Source organism: Bacteroides cellulosilyticus (genome assembly GCF_020091405.1).
In the GTDB taxonomy this organism is placed as follows: domain Bacteria; phylum Bacteroidota; class Bacteroidia; order Bacteroidales; family Bacteroidaceae; genus Bacteroides.
This window is the reverse complement of record NZ_CP081903.1, coordinates 982,435-1,000,305: the sequence shown is the minus strand read 5'-3', so window position 1 is coordinate 1,000,305 and position 17,871 is coordinate 982,435. Positions and strand designations below refer to the sequence as shown.

General features: G+C 46.6%; 13 protein-coding genes. 10 read left to right on the top strand and 3 right to left on the bottom strand.

Features of this window, described 5'->3' with window-relative positions; genetic code table 11:
• The first annotated feature begins 20 nt into the window (after positions 1 to 20).
• From K6V21_RS03485 to K6V21_RS03470, 4 genes are all read left to right on the top strand, one after another.
• Positions 21 to 2,336 (top strand): glycoside hydrolase family 20 protein, encoded by a 2,316-nt coding sequence (locus K6V21_RS03485; RefSeq protein ID WP_117987042.1) that lies wholly within the window; start codon positions 21 to 23, stop codon positions 2,334 to 2,336.
• Between the two features lie 68 nt (positions 2,337 to 2,404).
• Positions 2,405 to 5,491, top strand: a complete 3,087-nt coding sequence (locus K6V21_RS03480) for a glycoside hydrolase family 2 TIM barrel-domain containing protein (protein WP_408912644.1) — start codon at positions 2,405 to 2,407, stop codon at positions 5,489 to 5,491.
• Between the two features lie 22 nt (positions 5,492 to 5,513).
• Entirely contained in the window at positions 5,514 to 7,385 is a 1,872-nt protein-coding gene (locus tag K6V21_RS03475; protein WP_224320855.1) for an alpha-L-fucosidase, read from the top strand.
• A gap of 4 nt (positions 7,386 to 7,389) precedes the next feature.
• Positions 7,390 to 8,385, top strand: coding sequence for a family 16 glycosylhydrolase (locus K6V21_RS03470; RefSeq protein WP_224320854.1), 996 nt, complete (start codon positions 7,390 to 7,392; stop codon positions 8,383 to 8,385).
• A gap of 236 nt (positions 8,386 to 8,621) precedes the next feature.
• On the opposite strand, the gene K6V21_RS03465 is transcribed toward K6V21_RS03470, so the two are convergent.
• Positions 8,622 to 9,128: an RNA polymerase sigma factor gene (locus K6V21_RS03465; protein ID WP_060407890.1), complete on the bottom strand. Its 507-nt coding sequence runs from the start codon at positions 9,126 to 9,128 to the stop codon at positions 8,622 to 8,624.
• Positions 9,129 to 9,403: 275 nt separating this feature from the next.
• Positions 9,404 to 9,907 carry an RNA polymerase sigma factor gene (locus K6V21_RS03460; RefSeq protein WP_007216924.1) on the bottom strand — a complete coding sequence of 168 codons (504 nt, stop codon included), beginning with the start codon at positions 9,905 to 9,907 and terminating at the stop codon, positions 9,404 to 9,406.
• A 231-nt stretch (positions 9,908 to 10,138) separates the two neighbouring features.
• On the opposite strand from K6V21_RS03460, the gene K6V21_RS03455 reads away from it, so the two are divergent.
• Both K6V21_RS03455 and K6V21_RS03450 read left to right on the top strand, forming a co-directional pair.
• On the top strand, positions 10,139 to 10,957 hold the full coding sequence (locus K6V21_RS03455; protein WP_007210816.1) for a 1-acyl-sn-glycerol-3-phosphate acyltransferase: 819 nt from the start codon (positions 10,139 to 10,141) through the stop codon (positions 10,955 to 10,957).
• A 54-nt stretch (positions 10,958 to 11,011) separates the two neighbouring features.
• Positions 11,012 to 11,998 carry a GNAT family N-acetyltransferase gene (locus K6V21_RS03450; RefSeq protein ID WP_007210815.1) on the top strand — a complete coding sequence of 329 codons (987 nt, stop codon included), beginning with the start codon at positions 11,012 to 11,014 and terminating at the stop codon, positions 11,996 to 11,998.
• Positions 11,999 to 12,019: 21 nt separating this feature from the next.
• Here K6V21_RS03450 and K6V21_RS03445 read toward each other — a convergent pair whose 3' ends face one another.
• The gene (locus tag K6V21_RS03445) at positions 12,020 to 13,345 is read right to left on the bottom strand and encodes a deoxyguanosinetriphosphate triphosphohydrolase (protein ID WP_007216926.1); all 1,326 of its coding nucleotides are present in this window, start codon (positions 13,343 to 13,345) and stop codon (positions 12,020 to 12,022) included.
• A 203-nt stretch (positions 13,346 to 13,548) separates the two neighbouring features.
• On the opposite strand from K6V21_RS03445, the gene dut reads away from it, so the two are divergent.
• The 4 genes from dut (at position 13,549) to K6V21_RS03425 (ending at position 17,702) form a co-directional block, all read left to right on the top strand.
• A complete protein-coding gene (gene dut, locus K6V21_RS03440; protein WP_007216927.1) occupies positions 13,549 to 13,983 on the top strand; it encodes a dUTP diphosphatase in 435 nt (144 codons plus the stop codon).
• Positions 13,984 to 14,047: 64 nt separating this feature from the next.
• Positions 14,048 to 15,799: a tetratricopeptide repeat protein gene (locus K6V21_RS03435; RefSeq protein WP_007216928.1), complete on the top strand. Its 1,752-nt coding sequence runs from the start codon at positions 14,048 to 14,050 to the stop codon at positions 15,797 to 15,799.
• Positions 15,796 to 16,392, top strand: a complete 597-nt coding sequence (locus K6V21_RS03430) for a DUF4292 domain-containing protein (RefSeq protein ID WP_044265133.1) — start codon at positions 15,796 to 15,798, stop codon at positions 16,390 to 16,392. Before K6V21_RS03435 ends, K6V21_RS03430 begins: the two co-directional genes overlap by 4 nt.
• A complete protein-coding gene (locus tag K6V21_RS03425) occupies positions 16,389 to 17,702 on the top strand; it encodes a murein hydrolase activator EnvC family protein (protein WP_129616605.1) in 1,314 nt (437 codons plus the stop codon). Before K6V21_RS03430 ends, K6V21_RS03425 begins: the two co-directional genes overlap by 4 nt.
• The last annotated feature ends 169 nt before the right edge of the window (positions 17,703 to 17,871 follow it).

The window sequence follows — 17,871 nt, the reverse complement described above, 5'->3', positions numbered from 1 at the left end:
ATCTAATAATAAAAGACCTTATGAGATCTATTCACACACTGGTATGCTTCCTGCTTTTGATGGCGGCGAACATACAGGCTGATAACTTGACACAACCCGTTTCCTTAGTTCCCTGCCCGGTCAGTATAGTGCCGGGCACGGGTAACTTTCATTTCTCTGAAAAAACAACCTTTGCTGTGGAGAACGAGGAACAAGCTATAGAAGTACGCCGCTTTACCGCACTTCTCACCCGTGCGGCAGGATTTACTCCTCGCATAAAGGTGGGAAACAAGAAAGGAGATGTCTGTCTGACGACGGATGCCGGTTTGAAGGAAGAAGCCTATAAACTGGAAATTACAGCTAAAAGAATAAACATTCATGCTGCCGATGTACAAGGCTTCTTCTATGCTTTGCAGAGTATCCGCCAACTGCTGCCTGCCGCCATCGAAGGCGGACAAGTAGTGACAGGCATCGACTGGACTGTTCCGGCTGTTACTATCACCGACCAGCCCCGTTTCGGCTATCGCGGGTTGTTGGTGGACGTGGCACGGTTCTTCTCCCCTAAGGAGAACCTGCTGCGTATCATCGACTGCATGGCGATGCTGAAACTGAATACACTGCATTTCCATCTGACGGATGATAATGGCTGGCGCATCGAAATCAAGAAATACCCGTTGCTTACGGAGATAGGTTCCCGCCGCGTAGACCGTCCGGGCAAGAATTTCTCGGAACGCCGCAATCCCCGCCAGGGTGAACCTACGGTAGAAAAGGGATATTATACACAGGATGATATCCGCGAGATAGTGGCTTATGCCGGGGAACGCCATATCGAAGTAATTCCTGAAATAGAAATGCCGGCGCACAGTAATGCCGCACTGGCTGCCTATCCGCTATTGGCGTGTCCGGTGGTGAATAAATATATCGGTGTGTTGCCCGGTTTGGGGGGAGAGAATGCCGATGTCATCTACTGTGCCGGAAACGACAGTGTGTTCACTTTCCTGCAAGATGTGCTGGACGAAGTTCTCGAACTTTTCCCTTCAAAGTATATCCACCTGGGTGGAGATGAGGCTCGGAAGACGCATTGGGAAGCATGCCCGTTGTGTCAGGCGCGGATGAAACAGGAGAAACTGGAGAATGAAGAAGAACTGCAAGGTTACTTTATGGGGCGTATGGCTCGCTATGTACAGAGCAAAGGCCGTGAGGTGATAGGCTGGGATGAGCTGACGAATGCTACTATCCCGGAAGGTTTTATCATTCAGGGATGGCAGGGTTACGGACAGGCTGCGATGAAAGCTGCCGAACTGGGACATCGCTTTATCATGACGCCCGCAAGGATTATGTATCTCATCCGCTATCAGGGGCCACAATGGTTTGAACCGGTGACGTACTTTGGAAACAATACGTTGAAGGATGTATACGACTACGAACCGATACAAAAAGACTGGACAAAGCAAACCGCATCCTTATTAATGGGAGTGCAGGCTTGTATGTGGACGGAGTTTTGCAATACTCCTGCCGATGTGGATTATTTGTTGTTCCCCCGTTTGTCTGCATTGGCCGAGGTAGCTTGGACAAGGCCGGAACGCAAAAATTGGAAGTCTTATCTGGCGGCTATGGACCGCTTCAACGAACATCTGGCTGCGAAGGGCATTGTTTACGCCCGTTCCATGTACAACATCCAGCAGACGGTGACACCTAATAATGGTCGTCTGGAAGTGAAGTTGGATTGTATCCGTCCGGATGTAGAAGTGCGTTACACGATGGATGGTAGTCTGCCTACGGCACAGTCCGCCCTCTATACCCGGCCATTAATGCTCACGGGTACGAAAACTATAAAAGCCGCCACTTTCTCCGCAGGCAAGCAAATGGGACAAACGCTGGAACTGCCTGTTGTGTGGAATCCGGCAACGGCAAAAGTGATAAAGAGCACCGGTGCCGACAACATCGGCCGACTGGTGAACGGTGTGCGTGGAAGTCTGAAATATACCGACTCTGAATGGTGCTCATGGATGAAGAACGATACCGTTTCCTTCACTCTCGACCTGAAGAAGCCTGAAACCGTGAACCGACTGACATTGGGCTCCATCACTAATTACGGCATGGCGGCGCATAAACCAGCAAAGATAGAAGTGCTGATTTCGGCGGATAATAAAGACTACCGCAAGGTCTCCGGGAAGTCGTTTACGAAGGAGGAAATCTTCCGCGAAGGTACTTTCCGCGAGGATATTCCGTTTAAGATAGGAGAGAAGGCACGCTACATCCGCGTCGTGGCATACGGGGCAGGTGATTGTCCTTTCACCCATGTACGTCCGGGACAGGAAGCCCGCATCTATTTCGACGAAGTCATAGTGGAATAAAGACCGTTGACGCATTACTAATAGAAATGAGTCTAATAAAGCAGTAGTATCTTAATAAAAAAGCAGATATGATAAAGAATATACTTTTGAGTTTGATAGCCATATGTTCCTTTTCTGTTGCCATGATGGCGCAGCCGGAGTGGCAGAGCCAGTATGCCATCGGAAAGAATAAATTGGCACCACATGCCTATGTGTGGCCCTACGAAACGGCAGATGCCCTGCGCAGCGGCAACTACGAACAGTCACCTTACTATATGAGCCTGAATGGTACATGGAAATTCCATTGGGTGAAGAACCCCGACCTCCGCCCGAAGGATTTCTATAAACCTTCTTTCTATACCGGTGGATGGGCGGACATCAATGTCCCCGGCAACTGGGAACGTCAGGGATACGGCACGGCTATCTACGTGAACGAAACCTACGAATTCGACGACCCCCTGTTCAACTTCCGCAAGAACCCGCCGCTGGTTCCTTACGAAGAGAATGAAGTAGGCTCCTACCGCCGCACCTTCACCCTGCCCGCCGACTGGCGCGACCGCCGCATCGTGATTTGCTGCGAAGGTGTGATTTCTTTTTATTATATCTGGGTGAACGGTCATCAGCTGGGCTACAACCAGGGTTCAAAGACCCCTGCCGAATGGGATATCACCGACTATGTCAAAGAAGGCGAGAATACCGTGGCGCTCGAAGTGTATCGTTGGAGCGCCGGTGCCTATCTGGAATGTCAGGACATGTGGCGTCTGAGTGGTATTGAGCGCGATGTCTATCTTTACAGCACTCCCCGCCAGTTCATCTCCGATTATAAAGTGACTTCTTCCCTGGATAAACAGACGTACAAAGAAGGGCTTTTCGCTCTCGAAGCCACTGTTGAAGGGGCGTCGAATGGTGTGTCTGTCATGGAATATACGCTGGAAGACCCTTCCGGAAAAACAATATTGAAAAAAGAAATGCCGGTAAAGAGCCGTGGCTTGAGTAATTTTATTACTTTTGACGAACAGGCTCTGCCGGACGTGAAACGTTGGAGCGCGGAACATCCCAACCTTTACTCGCTGACACTGGCCTTAAAGAATGACGCCGGACAAGTGACACACCTGACAGGGTGCAACGTCGGTTTCCGTACTTCTGAAATTAAGGACGGACGCTTCTGTATCAACGGGGTGCCCGTGTTGGTGAAAGGCGCCAACCGTCACGAACACTCCCAGTTGGGACGTACGGTCAGTAAAGAATTGATGGAAGAAGACATCCGTCTGATGAAACAACATAACCTGAATACAGTGCGCAATTCGCATTATCCGACCCATCCGTATTGGTATCAGCTTTGCGACCGCTACGGACTTTATGTGATAGATGAAGCAAACATCGAATCGCACGGTATGGGATATGGTGCTGCATCGCTGGCTAAAGATAGTACCTGGCTGCCTGCCCACATGGATCGCACTCAGCGCATGTACGAGCGCAGCAAGAATCATCCCGCCATCGTCATCTGGTCCCTCGGCAACGAAGCGGGCAACGGCGTCAACTTCGAACGGACGTATGATTATATGAAATCTATCGAAACCACCCGCCCCATCCAGTACGAGCGTGCCGAACAGAACTATAACACCGACATCTACTGTCGAATGTACCGCAGCGTGGAAGAACTTCTTGCCTATGCCCGCCAGACAGAACCGAAAGTCTACCGCCCCTTTATCATGACTGAATATCTGCACGCTATGGGTAATAGTTGTGGCGGACTGCGTGAATATATGAATGTATTCGAAACGGAACCTATCGTGCAGGGCGGTTGCATCTGGGACTGGGTGGACCAGTCGTTCCGCGAAATAGATGCCGATGGGCGCTGGTACTGGACTTACGGCGGCGACTACGGACCCAAAAACATCCCCAGCTTCGGTAACTTCTGCTGCAATGGCTTGGTGAATGCTGTTCGTGAACCACATCCGCATTTGCTTGAAGTGAAGAAGGCTTATCAATATATCAAAGCGAAACTGGTAGATAGTAAGAAACTAACCTTGAGTATCAAGAACTGGTACGACTTCACCAACCTCAACGCTTACACACTGCACTGGCAGGTGGTTGGCGATAATGGCCGGGTGATTGCCGACGGTACACGTCAGGTAGAGGCTGCTCCACATGCTACGGTGGAAGTGACATTGGGTGCCGTGCGCCTGCCTTCTGATGTCCGCGAAGCTTGGCTCAATCTGCGCTGGACACCTGTTGAGGCTGCCCCTTCCTCCGCCGACGCCCTCGTCTCCTCTCTTCTCGGTTCCGGCCATGAAGTGGCCTACGACCAGTTCCCCCTTACCGGAAACCGGAACTACCGCGCTGCTGAGGCAAAACTCTCCGGTAAAGTGGAGATGGATATTGACCCGGAAACGGGAGCGTTACGCTCCTATATATATAAAGGTGAAGAAATGCTGGCTTCTCCCGTGATGTTGAGTCTCTACCGCCCTGCTACGGATAATGACAATCGTGAAAAAGTGGGTGGTGCCAAGGCCTGGAAGAAAGCCGGACTGGATAAACTGACGCAACGCGCCCTTTCGGTCAAGACTTCCGCCCGTGGCGGACACAGTGAAGTGGAATTGCTGAATGCCCGTAATGAGCGTCTCGGCACTGCCACCTTCATCTATACGTTGAAGAAGGATGGAACGCTGGATGTGCAGACGCATTTCGTTCCCGATACGGCTGTTGTCACCTCGTTGGCACGTGTGGGGCTTGCTTTTGAAATGCCCGATGCTTATAGCCAGGTTACTTACTTGGGACGCGGGGAACATGAAACGTATATTGACCGTAATGAGTCCGGCCGTATCGGTATTTATCATACGGATGTAGAACGAATGTTCCACTATTATGTCCGTCCGCAAGCTACGGGGAATCGTACGGATGTCCGTTGGATGCAACTTGCTGATGAAGCGGGCGAGGGGGTGGCTTTCCGTTCCGACGTTCCGTTCCAGTTCAGTGTCATTCCTTTCACGGATGAATGTCTGGATGTAGCGACACATATTAATCAGTTGCGACGCGAAGGAGTTGTGACCGTGCATTTGGATGCTGCGCAGGCAGGCGTGGGGACGGCAACTTGCGGTCCCGGTGTACAGCCTCAGTATCGGGTGCCTGTGCAGGAATATACGTTCCGGTTTGCAATCCGCCCATTGAAGTAATACCAAAATAATAATAACGACTATGAAACAGTTTGCACTACCCTTTTTATTCGCTCTTGCGTCCCTCACCGGATTGCAGGCGCAGGAGACTTTTTATGAAAAGCACGTCGCTTTCCCCGCCAATGCCACTGTCGAAGAGAAACTCGACATGGCCTCTCGCCTGGTTCCCACTCCCCAGCAGTTGGAGTGGCAGCAAATGGAACTGACCGCTTTCCTGCACTTCGGTGTGAATACTTTCACCAGTCGTGAGTGGGGCGACGGCACAGAAGACCCGAACGTTTTCAATCCTACGGAACTGGATTGCGAACAATGGGTGCGCACCCTCAAGGAAGCCGGTTTCAAAATGGCTATTATCACGGCGAAGCATCACGACGGTTTCTGTCTCTGGCCCACAAAAACTACCCGCCATTCCGTAGCCTCTTCTTCCTGGAAGAACGGAAAAGGTGATGTGGTTCGTGAATTGCGTGATGCCTGCAAGAAGTATGGCATTAAGTTCGGAGTTTATCTCTCTCCGTGGGATCGCAATGCTTCTTGTTATGGTGATTCTCCTGCCTACAACCGGTTCTTCATTGAACAACTCACCGAGTTACTGACCAATTATGGTGAAGTTCACGAAGTCTGGTTTGATGGCGCTAATGGTGAAGGTCCCAATGGAAAGAAACAAATCTACGACTGGGATGCCATACTGAAAACTATCCGTCGCCTGCAACCTAAAGCAGTCACAGCCATTATGGGTGATGATGTTCGCTGGGTAGGCAATGAAAGAGGTATCGGTCGTGAAACCGAGTGGAGTGCTACGGCGCTGACTCCGGGTATCTATCCCCGTTCCGGTGAACAGAACAAGAAACTGGGTATCTACGGAAAGGCAAAGGACTTGGGCGGACGTGATATCGTGGGGCGTGCTACCGAACTTTTCTGGTATCCTTCTGAGGTAGACGTTTCTATCCGTCCGGGATGGTTCTACCATGCCGATCAGGATAATCAGGTGAAATCTTTGAGCCATCTGGCGGATATCTACTTCAAATCAGTCGGCTATAATTCTGTTCTTTTATTGAATATCCCTCCCGACCTTCGCGGTCGGATCAGTGACAGCGATGTGCAGCGTTTGAGAGAGCTTTCAGGTTATTTGAAAAAGACTTTTGCCCGCAATTATGTGCTGAAAGGAGATGAAGCCTGGCATGGAATTTCCAGTACAGTCCGCCAGTATGATGTGCAGAAAGATGCATTGGTAAATGCTTTTATGATTCAGGAGGATATATCCAAGGGGCAACGTATCGAGAGTTTCCTCGTCGAAGCCTACAAAGACGGTTCCTGGATTCATCTTGCCGAGGGCACTACGGTAGGTTATAAGCGTCTTGTCCGCTTCTCCGACACGCGCCCGGAACGCATTCGCGTTACGATTCGCTCTGCACGTGGCATGGCTAATGTTTCTGCTGTAGGTCTGTTCTATGCCGAACCTCTTGCTGATAAGGGGGCGGAAGTGCAACTCAGTGATGTTCCTGTTGCTGAATGGAAGGTGGCTGGTGGCGATGCGGATTCACATCGTGCTATCGATGGAGACCGGAAAACAGTTTGGCGTGCTTCCACTCTTACGCCATTGGTAGTCGATATGGGACATGAAGTGAGTGTGAATGGTTTCAGTTATGCTCCCTCTCTGGAAGAAGATTTAACGGGAACTATCTATAAGTATGCTTTCTACGTCAGTCTTGATGGTCAGTCATGGACTAAATGTGAAGCAAGCGGTGAGTTCAGCAATATCATGCACAATCCCGTGCCTTACTTTGTGCGGTTCGGCAAGACGTATCCCGCCCGTTACTTCAAGCTGGAACCCTTGTCGGAGATTAATAATAAAGATACCGTAACCGTCGGTGAAGTAGGTATTCTGACAAAGTAGTACTATGAAATATTCTATTGTATCTATAGTTGTTGCGGCATTGTTTTTTGGAAAGTTTAATTCTTATCCTGATGGCGGACAAGCGGAGAAGAAATTACCGAAAGATGATGAAACTTTAATTTATGATCATCCGGGGGATGCGTTGCTTCTAAAAGAAGGGGATATGCATCCTAAAATGAAAGGATGGTCTTTTTATACAGCACATGAGTTTAATGATAAAGATACGAAAAAGGGACTGCCGCTTGGCTTTATTGAGCATAGAGGTTTGCACATGTCACGAACGGCAAAGGTCGATAACCGGAAATGTTCAAAAGTAGAGGATGGAGTTTTGCGCATCTGGAGTGTAGAGGAGAAAGACTCGATAGACAACCGCTTCGGTAAGAAAGTGAAGTATTCCCATGGTTGCTATCGCACCTCACTTCCCGGCAGTAAGGAGTTCTGGTGTAACTTTACTGAAAATATGCGTATTGAGATACGTTTCAAACGTACCCCTTATGTAGGCTTCAATGATGCCCTCTGGTTTATGGGAAACAATAACCGTCCCTGGCCGAAGAATGGTGAGATCGATCTTTTGGAGAATCCCAAGAAGACATTGAACGATTGTGCTCATTTCACGCTTCATTCCGAAAATCACTATGCCGGTGTCGTAGGCGGTGGTGGCAGCGTCACTTCCTCCATCAACCTTGCCGATATGTCTCAATGGAATATCTATTGGCTGGAATGGTATCCCGACCGCATTGTAGGAGGTGTCAACGGACAGACCTATTTTGAACATCACAAAGGTGCTGATGGTAATACCGACTGGCCTTGGAGTGATCCGCTGGGCTTCTTCCTGATTTTCAGTACGGGTATCTCTACGAACCCGAATGCCTGGCCTGGTGCTATCATTCCTTCCGAATGGAGAAAAGATGCCAAACCTGCCATGTACATCGATTGGATACGCGTTTATACGAATCGAGATTATAAAGGTGAAAATCCTCCTGCTCCGAAATATTATTAGTCAAATATCTACCCGTACCGTACCCGAGCCGTACTTGCTCCGTACCAAGTCCGTAGTTTCTCCGTACAGAGGTGCTTCTGACCGAAGAATGTACGGAGCAAGTACGGCCCAGATACGGTGCGGGTATGGTAAAGAAAGGGCAGACTGGATATTTGGTTCCGGTCTGCCCATATTCTCTCTAACACAACTAAAAATTTATACTATATATTGGTTTTGCAGATTTTTTTTCTTTTCTCTTAAACAAAATCCTTCAGTTCTTGTTGTAACTTCTGTCGGGTGAAGAAGATGCGGCTTTTCACTGTTCCGAGTGGTAATCCAAGCTTCTCTGCAATCTCGCGGTATTTGAAACCGGATACGTGCATGGAGAATGGGATCTTATATTCACGGGGCAATGCATTTACTATGCGGTGCATCTCTTTTAAGTCGTATGCGCTTTCCGTGCATTCAAAGCCGGACTCCTGCGGTAAGTTGAGATGATAGAGATTATCTGTCTGATCTACGAAAGTCTGGTCGCGGACCACCTTGCGGTAGTTGTTGATAAAGATATTGCGCATGATGGTATACATCCATCCTTTAAAATTAGTATCAGGTGCATATTTATCTTCGTTATCTAACGCCTTTAAAGAGGTTTCCTGGAGTAGGTCATTTGCTTCTTCGTGGTCGGAGGTTAATTTGTATGCAAAGCGTAATAAATCATCTTGTACTCCGAGCAATTCTTTCTGGAATGTAATACTGTTGTTCATAATCATTTCTCCTTTTCAATAGTTATTCTTTTGTTTTGCCTTTTGACTTTGCAATTTTACGAAAGTTACCTTACTCTGATAGACGGATTTCAGGTAATATTTGGGGGGGGAAACTATCAATTGATAGTTTTTAGGTGGTATTTTGATAGTTTTCGGGTGGTCGGAAAGTGCTCATGCAAGGAGTCTCTGACCTCTTCATGAACACTTTTTCATATCTGAACGTTATCGGTTTAGGTTATATGGGGTGATAACTGTTTTCATCCTTGCAACACAGGTTATCTGAAGTCTTTCAGTTCCTGTTGCAACTTTTGGCGTGTAAAGAATATGCGGCTCTTTACTGTACCTAAGGGTAATCCTAGTTTTTCTGCAATCTCGCGGTATTTGAAACCGGATACATGCATAGAGAATGGAATCTTATATTCGCGTGGCAATGCATTTACGACACGGTGCATCTCTTTCAAGTCGTAAGCGCTTTCGGTGCTTTGGAATCCGGACTCCTGTGGCAGATTGAGGTGATAAAGATTATCAGTCTGATCTACGAAGGTCTGGTCGCGAACCAGCTTCCGATAGTTGTTTATAAAGATATTGCGCATGATGGTGTACATCCATCCTTTGAAGTTAGTGTCGGGCATGTATTTATCTTCATTATCTAATGCCTTTAAAGAGGTTTCCTGGAGTAAGTCGTTAGCTTCTTCACGGTCGGAGGTCAGTTTATATGCAAAACGTAATAAATCGTCTTGTACTCCGAGCAAATCCTTTTGAAATGTAATACTGTTCATATCGTTCTCCTTTTTTATTATAATTATTCGTTTGTTTGACTTTTGATGTTGCAATTTTACGAAAGTTCCCTAACTCTGACGGACGCATTTTGAGCAATCTTTAGGGCAAAAACTATCAATTGATAGTTTTTGGGTGCCTTTTGTTTGTTTTTGGGTGCAGTTTTCACCAATTTTATTGCGTATAATTAAAAAGATGAGTTAATTTTGCGCAATCATTTCATCTTAAAAAGAATGGCTGACGACTCTTTATTTTTGATTGATATTGATAAAGTGCTCCGGGAAAAGGCTCCGAAGTACTATAAGTATATCCCCAAATTCGTGGTTTCTTATCTGAAAAGAATCGTTCATCAGGAAGAACTGAATGTTTTCCTGCGCGAATCGAAGGATAAGGTAGGTGTGGACTTCTTAAAAGCCTGCCTGGAATTTCTGGATGCTAATATTGTGGTGAAGGGAGAAGAGAATCTGCCGACTGAAGGACTGTACACCTTTGTCTCCAATCACCCGTTGGGAGGTCAGGACGGTGTGGCTTTGGGATATGTGCTGGGTAGTTTCTATAAAGGTAAGGTGAAGTATATGGTGAATGACCTGCTGATGAATTTGCAAGGATTAGCTCCTCTTTGTATACCTATTAATAAAACCGGAAAACAGGCAAAAGATTTTCCGAGAATGGTGGAAGCGGGCTTTGCATCGAATGATCAGTTGATTATGTTCCCTGCCGGATTGTGCTCCCGGCGTCAGAATGGAGTGATCCGTGATCTGGACTGGAAGAAGACCTTTATCGTAAAGAGTGTGCAGGCACAACGCGACGTTGTCCCCATTCATTTTGAAGGCCGGAATTCGAACTTTTTTTATAATTTGGCTAACGTCTGCAAATTTTTGGGCATCAAAATTAACATAGCTATGCTCTACCTTGCCGATGAGATGCTGAAGAACCGTCATAAAACGTTTACTGTTACCATCGGGAAACCTATTTCCTGGCAGACTTTTGATAAATCAAAAACTCCTGCCGAGTGGGCGGCTTATGTGAAAGACATTGTGTATAAGTTATAAGGTGGTAAAGTGACAAGGTGATAAAGTGAATTAAAGAACTACTAACATAAAAATATGGAAGAGATTATTGAACCTATTAGTAAGGAACTTCTGAAAGCGGAACTGACCGAAGAGAAGCGTCTGCGTATGACGAATAAGAGCCATAATCAGATTTATATCATTACAGCTCAGGATTCTCCGAATATTATGAAAGAAATCGGGCGTTTACGCGAGATTGCTTTCCGTGCGGCAGGTGGAGGTACAGGACAACCGCTGGATATCGATGAATACGATATCATGGATAATCCCTACAAACAGCTGATTGTCTGGAACCCTGAAGCAGAAGAAATATTAGGTGGTTATCGTTATATCCTTGGTACGGACGTTCGGTTCGATGAACAGGGGGCCCCTATTCTGGCTACAGCCCACATGTTCAATTTTTCTGAAAAGTTCCTGAAGGAGTATCTTCCCACTACAATTGAGTTAGGACGTTCGTTTGTTACGGTAGAGTATCAGTCCACCCGTGCCGGTAGCAAAGGCTTGTTTGCGCTGGATAACTTATGGGATGGTTTGGGTGCGTTAACGGTAGTTATGCCGAATGTGAAGTATTTTTTCGGTAAAGTGACTATGTATCCGAGCTATCATCGTCAGGGACGCGACATGATTCTTTATTTCTTGAAGAAGCACTTTGAGGATAAAGATAATCTGATTACTCCGATGAAACCGCTTGAAATGGAAGCTAAAGAGGCTGATTTGGCTGCTTTGTTTTGTAAGAAGACATTTAAGGAGGACTATAAGATACTGAATTGCGAGATACGTAAGTTAGGCTACAATATTCCGCCGTTGGTAAATGCTTATATGAGTTTGAGTCCGACGATGCGTATGTTCGGTACTGCCATTAACTATGGTTTCGGCGATGTGGAAGAAACGGGAATTCTGATTGCTGTGGATGAGATTCTGGCAGAAAAGCGTATCCGCCATATCCAGTCGTTTATCGAGAATGAGCCGGAGGCTTGCAAACTTACCTCCGGGGCTAATAAAGTGTTCTTTCCGAGTAGATGATAATTGTGCCTGAAGCACTACTTATACTGCCGGCAAACTGTTTCCGTTGATCTTTCTATAGAGATCGAGTGCATAGACGTCTGTCATGCCGGAGATATAATCCAATACCGCCTGTATTCTTTCGTAGAGTACGGGCGCTTTTATATTGTATTGGCCGGATACCCGGTTGATGAGCAACTGCGAATAAGCTTTTTCAGGTGAGCAGACGGCATCGATCATCAGATCGAGCAAAGTACTGATGATACGGAAACCGGCAAGTTCGATGTCCAGTACATCCCGTGAGCGATAGATTTTCTTTAACGAAATATCTGCACTGTGCTTATAGGCACCGGCTGGCAACTCGGAAATATGCTTGATGAGGCTTCCTTCAAATTCCCCCTCCAATATATTTTCCTCATTATTCAGAAAAGCCTGGGTACATTCCTGAATCAGCAGTCCTATGACGCAGGAACGCAGATAGGCAATCTGCTCATTGACATCGCTGACAAGCTTCAGCGTTTTGAGCATATGCGTTTTACGCTCTTCGGGAAAATAGGAAAGAAGTAAATCTTGTGTTTCCTGTGTAGTAAGTATCTTCAGTTTGTGTGCGTCTTCAATATCCATCATCTGGTAGCAGATGTCGTCCGCCGCCTCTACCAGATAGACCAACGGATGACGGGCATATTTCAGCGGAGCGTCATTCAGCTTTTTCATACCCAGTTCTTCGGCTATCCGGCGGAAACTATCTTCCTCTGTGGTGAAGAAGCCGAACTTCGATTTCTTACCCGCTAAACTCGATGAAAAGGGGTATTTTACGATGCTGGCCAGGGTGGAATAGGTTAATACGAAGCCTCCTTTGCGTCTTCCTTCAAACTGGTGGGTAAGTAATCTGAAAGCATTGGCATTTCCTTCGAAGTGTGTCAGGTCCTCCCATTGCTCTGCGGGCAGTTGCCCTTTCAGAGTCATGCCTTTTCCTTCGGAGAAGAAAGTGGAGATGGCACGCTCGCCGGAGTGACCGAAGGGAGGATTTCCCAAGTCGTGTGCCAGGCAGGCTGCCGATACGATAGAACCTATTTCGGGTAAATACGAATCTTTCAATTCAGGCTGACGGGTAAGAATGGCTTTAGCGACATCATTTCCCAACGAGCGGCCTACGCAGGAAACTTCCAGGCTATGCGTCAGACGGTTGTGTACGAAGATACTACCCGGCAAGGGAAAAACTTGTGTTTTGTTCTGCAAGCGGCGGAAGGGGGCGGAGAAGACGAGACGGTCATAATCCCGCTGAAATTCCGAACGGTTTTCGTGACGCTCCTGGTGAAACTCTTCCAGCCCGAAACGTTTGGCAGATATGAGGGTATTCCAATTCATGGCGATAATTACGAATTATGAATTACAAATTATAAATGGCAAAAGATAGGGGGACATTTGCCCTTTGTTATTATTTAACTGCAAATGTATCACTATTTTGCTTTAAAAGCTGTATTTTCGCCCAATTAAAAAAAGAAGAACTGCTATTAAATACTGAATAGCGGCAGTTCGTAATTTATAATTCGTAATTTGTAATTATTGTCATGAACGTACAAATCATTAATAAATCGAAACATCCGCTTCCGGCTTATGCCACCGAATTGTCCGCAGGAATGGATATCCGCGCTAATCTTTCAGAACCTGTTTCTTTAGCTCCAATGCAGCGTTGCCTGGTGCCTACAGGATTATATATTGCCCTGCCACCGGGGTTTGAGGCACAAGTGCGCCCTCGCAGCGGTCTTGCTATCAAGAAAGGTATCACGGTACTGAACTCTCCGGGAACGATTGATGCCGATTATCGTGGAGAGGTTTGTATTATCCTTGTAAATCTTTCGTCGGAGACTTTCGTGATAGAAGACGGAGAACGCATTGCGCAGATGGTAATAGCACGCCACGAACAAGCTACATGGCAGGAAGTGGAAGTGCTGGATGATACGGAGCGTGGTGCAGGCGGCTTCGGTCATACAGGAAAGAGTTGAGGAGTTAAAAATTAAAGAATTAAAAACTAAAAGGGGCTGAGTTCTACTAACTGACTGAATGAAAATGAAATTTAAAATAGTATCTCTTTTCGTATTGTGCGCGATACTTATATCGTGTGGTACTTCCCGTCAGGGAGGAAAAAAACAGCGGAAAGGAACCAAGGCGCAGGTTGTGCTTACGCCCGAGCAACAGCGTAAATACGATTACTTCTTCCTGGAAGCTTCCCGCTTGAAGATGAAAGACGATTATAGTGCCGCCTTTGACTTATTGCAGCATTGTCTGACCATTAATCCGAATGCTTCATCGGCTTTGTACGAGATTTCGCAGTATTACATGTACCTTAAACAAGTTCCGCAAGGACAGGCAGCATTGGAAAAGGCTGTGGAAAATGATCCGGATAATTACTGGTATAGCCAGGGATTGGCCAGCTTGTATCAGCAACAGAATGAGATGCAGAAAGCTACGAATCTGCTGGAAAGCATGGCAACCCGTTTCTCGGATAGGATGGATCCTCTGTACAGCTTGTTGGATATATACAACCGTCTGGAAGAGTACGACAACGTGATTACCACCTTGAACCGTTTGGAAGAAAAGATGGGAAAGAACGAGCAACTCAGTATGGAGAAATTCCGTATCTATTTGCAGAAGAAGGATAATCAGAGTGCTTTTCGTGAGATAGAGAGTCTGGTGGAAGAGTATCCGATGGATATGCGATATCAGGTGATACTGGGCGATGTTTATATGCAGAACGACAAGAAGGACGAAGCCTATAACATATATAAGAAAGTGCTTGCCACCGAACCGGATAATGCCATGGCGATGTATTCATTGGCTTCTTATTACGAACAAACCGGACAGAAAGAACTCTACGAGCAACAACTGGATACCCTTTTACTAAATAAGAAAGTGCCCTCTGATACAAAGTTGAACGTGATGCGTCAGTTTGTGGTTGAAAATGAACGCGCAGGTAGAGACAGTACCCGTGTAATCAACCTTTTCGACCGTATTATGGAGCAAGACCAGGATGATGCGCAGATGCCGATGCTGTATGCCCAATATCTCCTTGCCAAGAAAATGAATAAAGAGACCATGCCCGTACTGGAACGAGTGCTGGACATTGATCCGACGAATACGGCTGCCCGCATGACACTTCTCGGTGAAGCAGTACAGAAAGGAGATTATAAAGAAGTAATCCGTCTTTGTGAGGCCGGTATCGAGTCTAATCCCGATATGTTGGAGTTTTATTTCTATCTTTCCATAGCTTATAACCAGGCTGACCGCACTGATGACGCACTTGCCATTTGCAAGAAAGGATTGGAAAACATCCCGGAAAAGAGTGATAAAGAATTCGTTTCTAACTTTTATGCTATCATGGGTGATTTCTATCATACAAAGAAAATGAATACGGAAGCCTATGCGGCATACGACTCTGCATTGGTTTATAATTCGGCAAATCTGGGAGCATTGAATAATTATGCCTATTACCTCTCGCTGGAACGCCGTGACCTGGACAAAGCGGAGGAAATGAGTTATAAAACGGTGAAATCCGAACCGAAGAACTCCACTTATTTGGATACCTACGCCTGGATTCTGTTTGAGAAAGGCAATTATGCCGAAGCCCGCCTCTACATAGACGATGCAATAAAGAATGATAAAGACCAAAGTGATACCATTCTTGAACATGGGGGTGATATCTATTATATGACCGGTGATGTGGATGGTGCTTTGAAGTATTGGAAGCAAGCTCAGGAAATGGGCAGTGAGTCCAAGACATTGAAAAAGAAGATCGAGAAAAAGAAATATATACCCGAATGAGAACGTTACACAGCAAATACAGAACGGTAGGCAGTATTCGTATGCTGCCTCTCTTGCTTCTCCTGACCCTGGTAGTAGGTCTTTCCGGTTGTAAGACTTCCCGGAAAGTGACTTCTTCGTTGGGAGAACCGCGCTTTTTATCTTCTAAAGTACAGTTGACCATTCCTAACAAGGGAGGCACGATTACAGTGAACGGTACCATGAAGCTTGTAAGCGGTGAGCGTATGCAGCTTTCCCTTCTGATGCCTATCCTCCGCAGTGAAGTGGCACGATTGGAGATTACTCCTGACGATGTGTTGGTAGTGGATCGCATGGGAAAACGTTATGTACAGGCTACCCGTAAGGAATTGAAAGACGTTTTGCCCAAGAAGGCCGACTTTGCCCATTTGGAGAAGATGCTTTTTGAGGCAGCCAAACCCGGTGGCAAAGCTTCTTTGACAGGTAAGGAGCTGGGTATTCCTTCTTTGGAGAAAGGAAAAATCGTTCTTACCGACTTCTCGGACAAAGAGATATCACTGACTCCGACTCAGGTGTCTTCCAGATATACTAAGGTTGAATGGACTGAACTTTTAGAGATGCTGGCCAAGTTATGAGACAGTTTCTTTGTATTTTCATAGGTTGTTTCTGTCTGGCTCTGCCACTTTGCGCCCAATCCAACAAGATGATTAAGGAGTTGGAAAGTAAACGGGGTGCTTTGCAAAAGCAGATAGCCGAGTCGGAAACACTTCTGAACACTACAAAGAAAGATGTCGGTAGCCAGTTGAACGGACTTGCCGCCCTTACCGGGCAGATTGAAGAACGGAAACGGTATATCCTCGCCATCAATAATGATATGGAGACTATAGATCGTGAACTCTCCAAACTGGAGCGCCAGTTAGTCCGCCTTGAAAATGACCTGAAGGATAAGAAGAAAAAATATGAGTCTTCTGTTCAGTATCTATATAAGAATCGTTCCGTTCAGGACAAACTTCTGTTTATCCTTTCCGCCAAGACATTGTCACAAACTTATCGCCGCTTGCGCTATGTGCGTGAATATGCCGACTATCAGCGCTTGCAAGGTGAAGAGATCCTGAAGAAACAAGAGCAGGTCAATCAAAAGAAGACCGAACTTCAACAAGTAAAGAAAGCTAAAGCCGGCTTGCTGAAAGAGCGTGAAGTGGAAAAAGAGAAGTTGGAAGACCAGGAAAAGGAGAAGAAAAGCTTGATTGCCAACTTACAGAAGAAACAGCGTGGTCTGCAAAACGAACTGAACAAGAAACGCAAGGAAGCCAATCAACTGAATGCCCGTATCGACCGTCTGATAGCCGAAGAAATAGAGAAAGCCCGTAAACGTGCTGCAGAAGAGGCACGTAAGGAAGCTGCTGCCCGTAAGAAGGCTGCTGCAAAAGAAACGAAACCGGCTACAACTTCTTCTTCCGAAGCGACCACCGCCAAGAAAGCGGCACCTCTCGAAACCTATACAATGGATAAGGCAGACCGGGAATTGTCCGGTAGCTTTGCGGGCAACCGTGGTAAATTGCCAATACCTATTACCGGACCGTATATCATTACCAGCCGCTACGGTCAGTATTCCGTAGAGGGGCTTCGCAATGTGAAACTGGATAATAAAGGGATAGACATTCAAGGTAAGCCCGGTGCACAGGCACGTGCTATCTTTGATGGAAAGGTAGCTGCCGTATTCCAACTGAACGGACTTTTCAACATTCTTATCCGCCATGGAAATTACATTTCCGTTTATTGTAACCTGGCTTCTGCTTCAGTGAAGACGGGGGATACCGTAACTACCCGGCAAGCCCTCGGACAAGTATTCTCGGATGGTGCGGACAATGGACGTACGGTGCTGCACTTCCAGTTGCGCAAAGAAAAGGAGAAACTGAATCCGGAGCCGTGGCTGAATCGATGATTGTGAATTTCCTTTTGAAAGATTGTTGCTTCACTTCACAGGCTCCATCTTGTATTCTTCCTTCTGCAAGAGGGTAGCTAGTCCATTCTTTCCCAGCAAATGTTGCACGTCTATACTGTGAAGGTGGGCTTGCTGCAATACTTGTCGTTGATATATGGCTGTTTTTTCT

Coding starts and splice junctions, on each gene's coding strand:
- K6V21_RS03485 (WP_117987042.1), top strand. CDS start 21: ATGAGATCTATTCACACACTGGTATGCTTCCTGCTTTTGATGGCGGCG.
- K6V21_RS03480 (WP_408912644.1), top strand. CDS start 2,405: ATGATAAAGAATATACTTTTGAGTTTGATAGCCATATGTTCCTTTTCT.
- K6V21_RS03475 (WP_224320855.1), top strand. CDS start 5,514: ATGAAACAGTTTGCACTACCCTTTTTATTCGCTCTTGCGTCCCTCACC.
- K6V21_RS03470 (WP_224320854.1), top strand. CDS start 7,390: ATGAAATATTCTATTGTATCTATAGTTGTTGCGGCATTGTTTTTTGGA.
- K6V21_RS03465 (WP_060407890.1), bottom strand. CDS start 9,128: ATGAACAACAGTATTACATTCCAGAAAGAATTGCTCGGAGTACAAGAT.
- K6V21_RS03460 (WP_007216924.1), bottom strand. CDS start 9,907: ATGAACAGTATTACATTTCAAAAGGATTTGCTCGGAGTACAAGACGAT.
- K6V21_RS03455 (WP_007210816.1), top strand. CDS start 10,139: ATGGCTGACGACTCTTTATTTTTGATTGATATTGATAAAGTGCTCCGG.
- K6V21_RS03450 (WP_007210815.1), top strand. CDS start 11,012: ATGGAAGAGATTATTGAACCTATTAGTAAGGAACTTCTGAAAGCGGAA.
- K6V21_RS03445 (WP_007216926.1), bottom strand. CDS start 13,345: ATGAATTGGAATACCCTCATATCTGCCAAACGTTTCGGGCTGGAAGAG.
- dut (WP_007216927.1), top strand. CDS start 13,549: ATGAACGTACAAATCATTAATAAATCGAAACATCCGCTTCCGGCTTAT.
- K6V21_RS03435 (WP_007216928.1), top strand. CDS start 14,048: ATGAAATTTAAAATAGTATCTCTTTTCGTATTGTGCGCGATACTTATA.
- K6V21_RS03430 (WP_044265133.1), top strand. CDS start 15,796: ATGAGAACGTTACACAGCAAATACAGAACGGTAGGCAGTATTCGTATG.
- K6V21_RS03425 (WP_129616605.1), top strand. CDS start 16,389: ATGAGACAGTTTCTTTGTATTTTCATAGGTTGTTTCTGTCTGGCTCTG.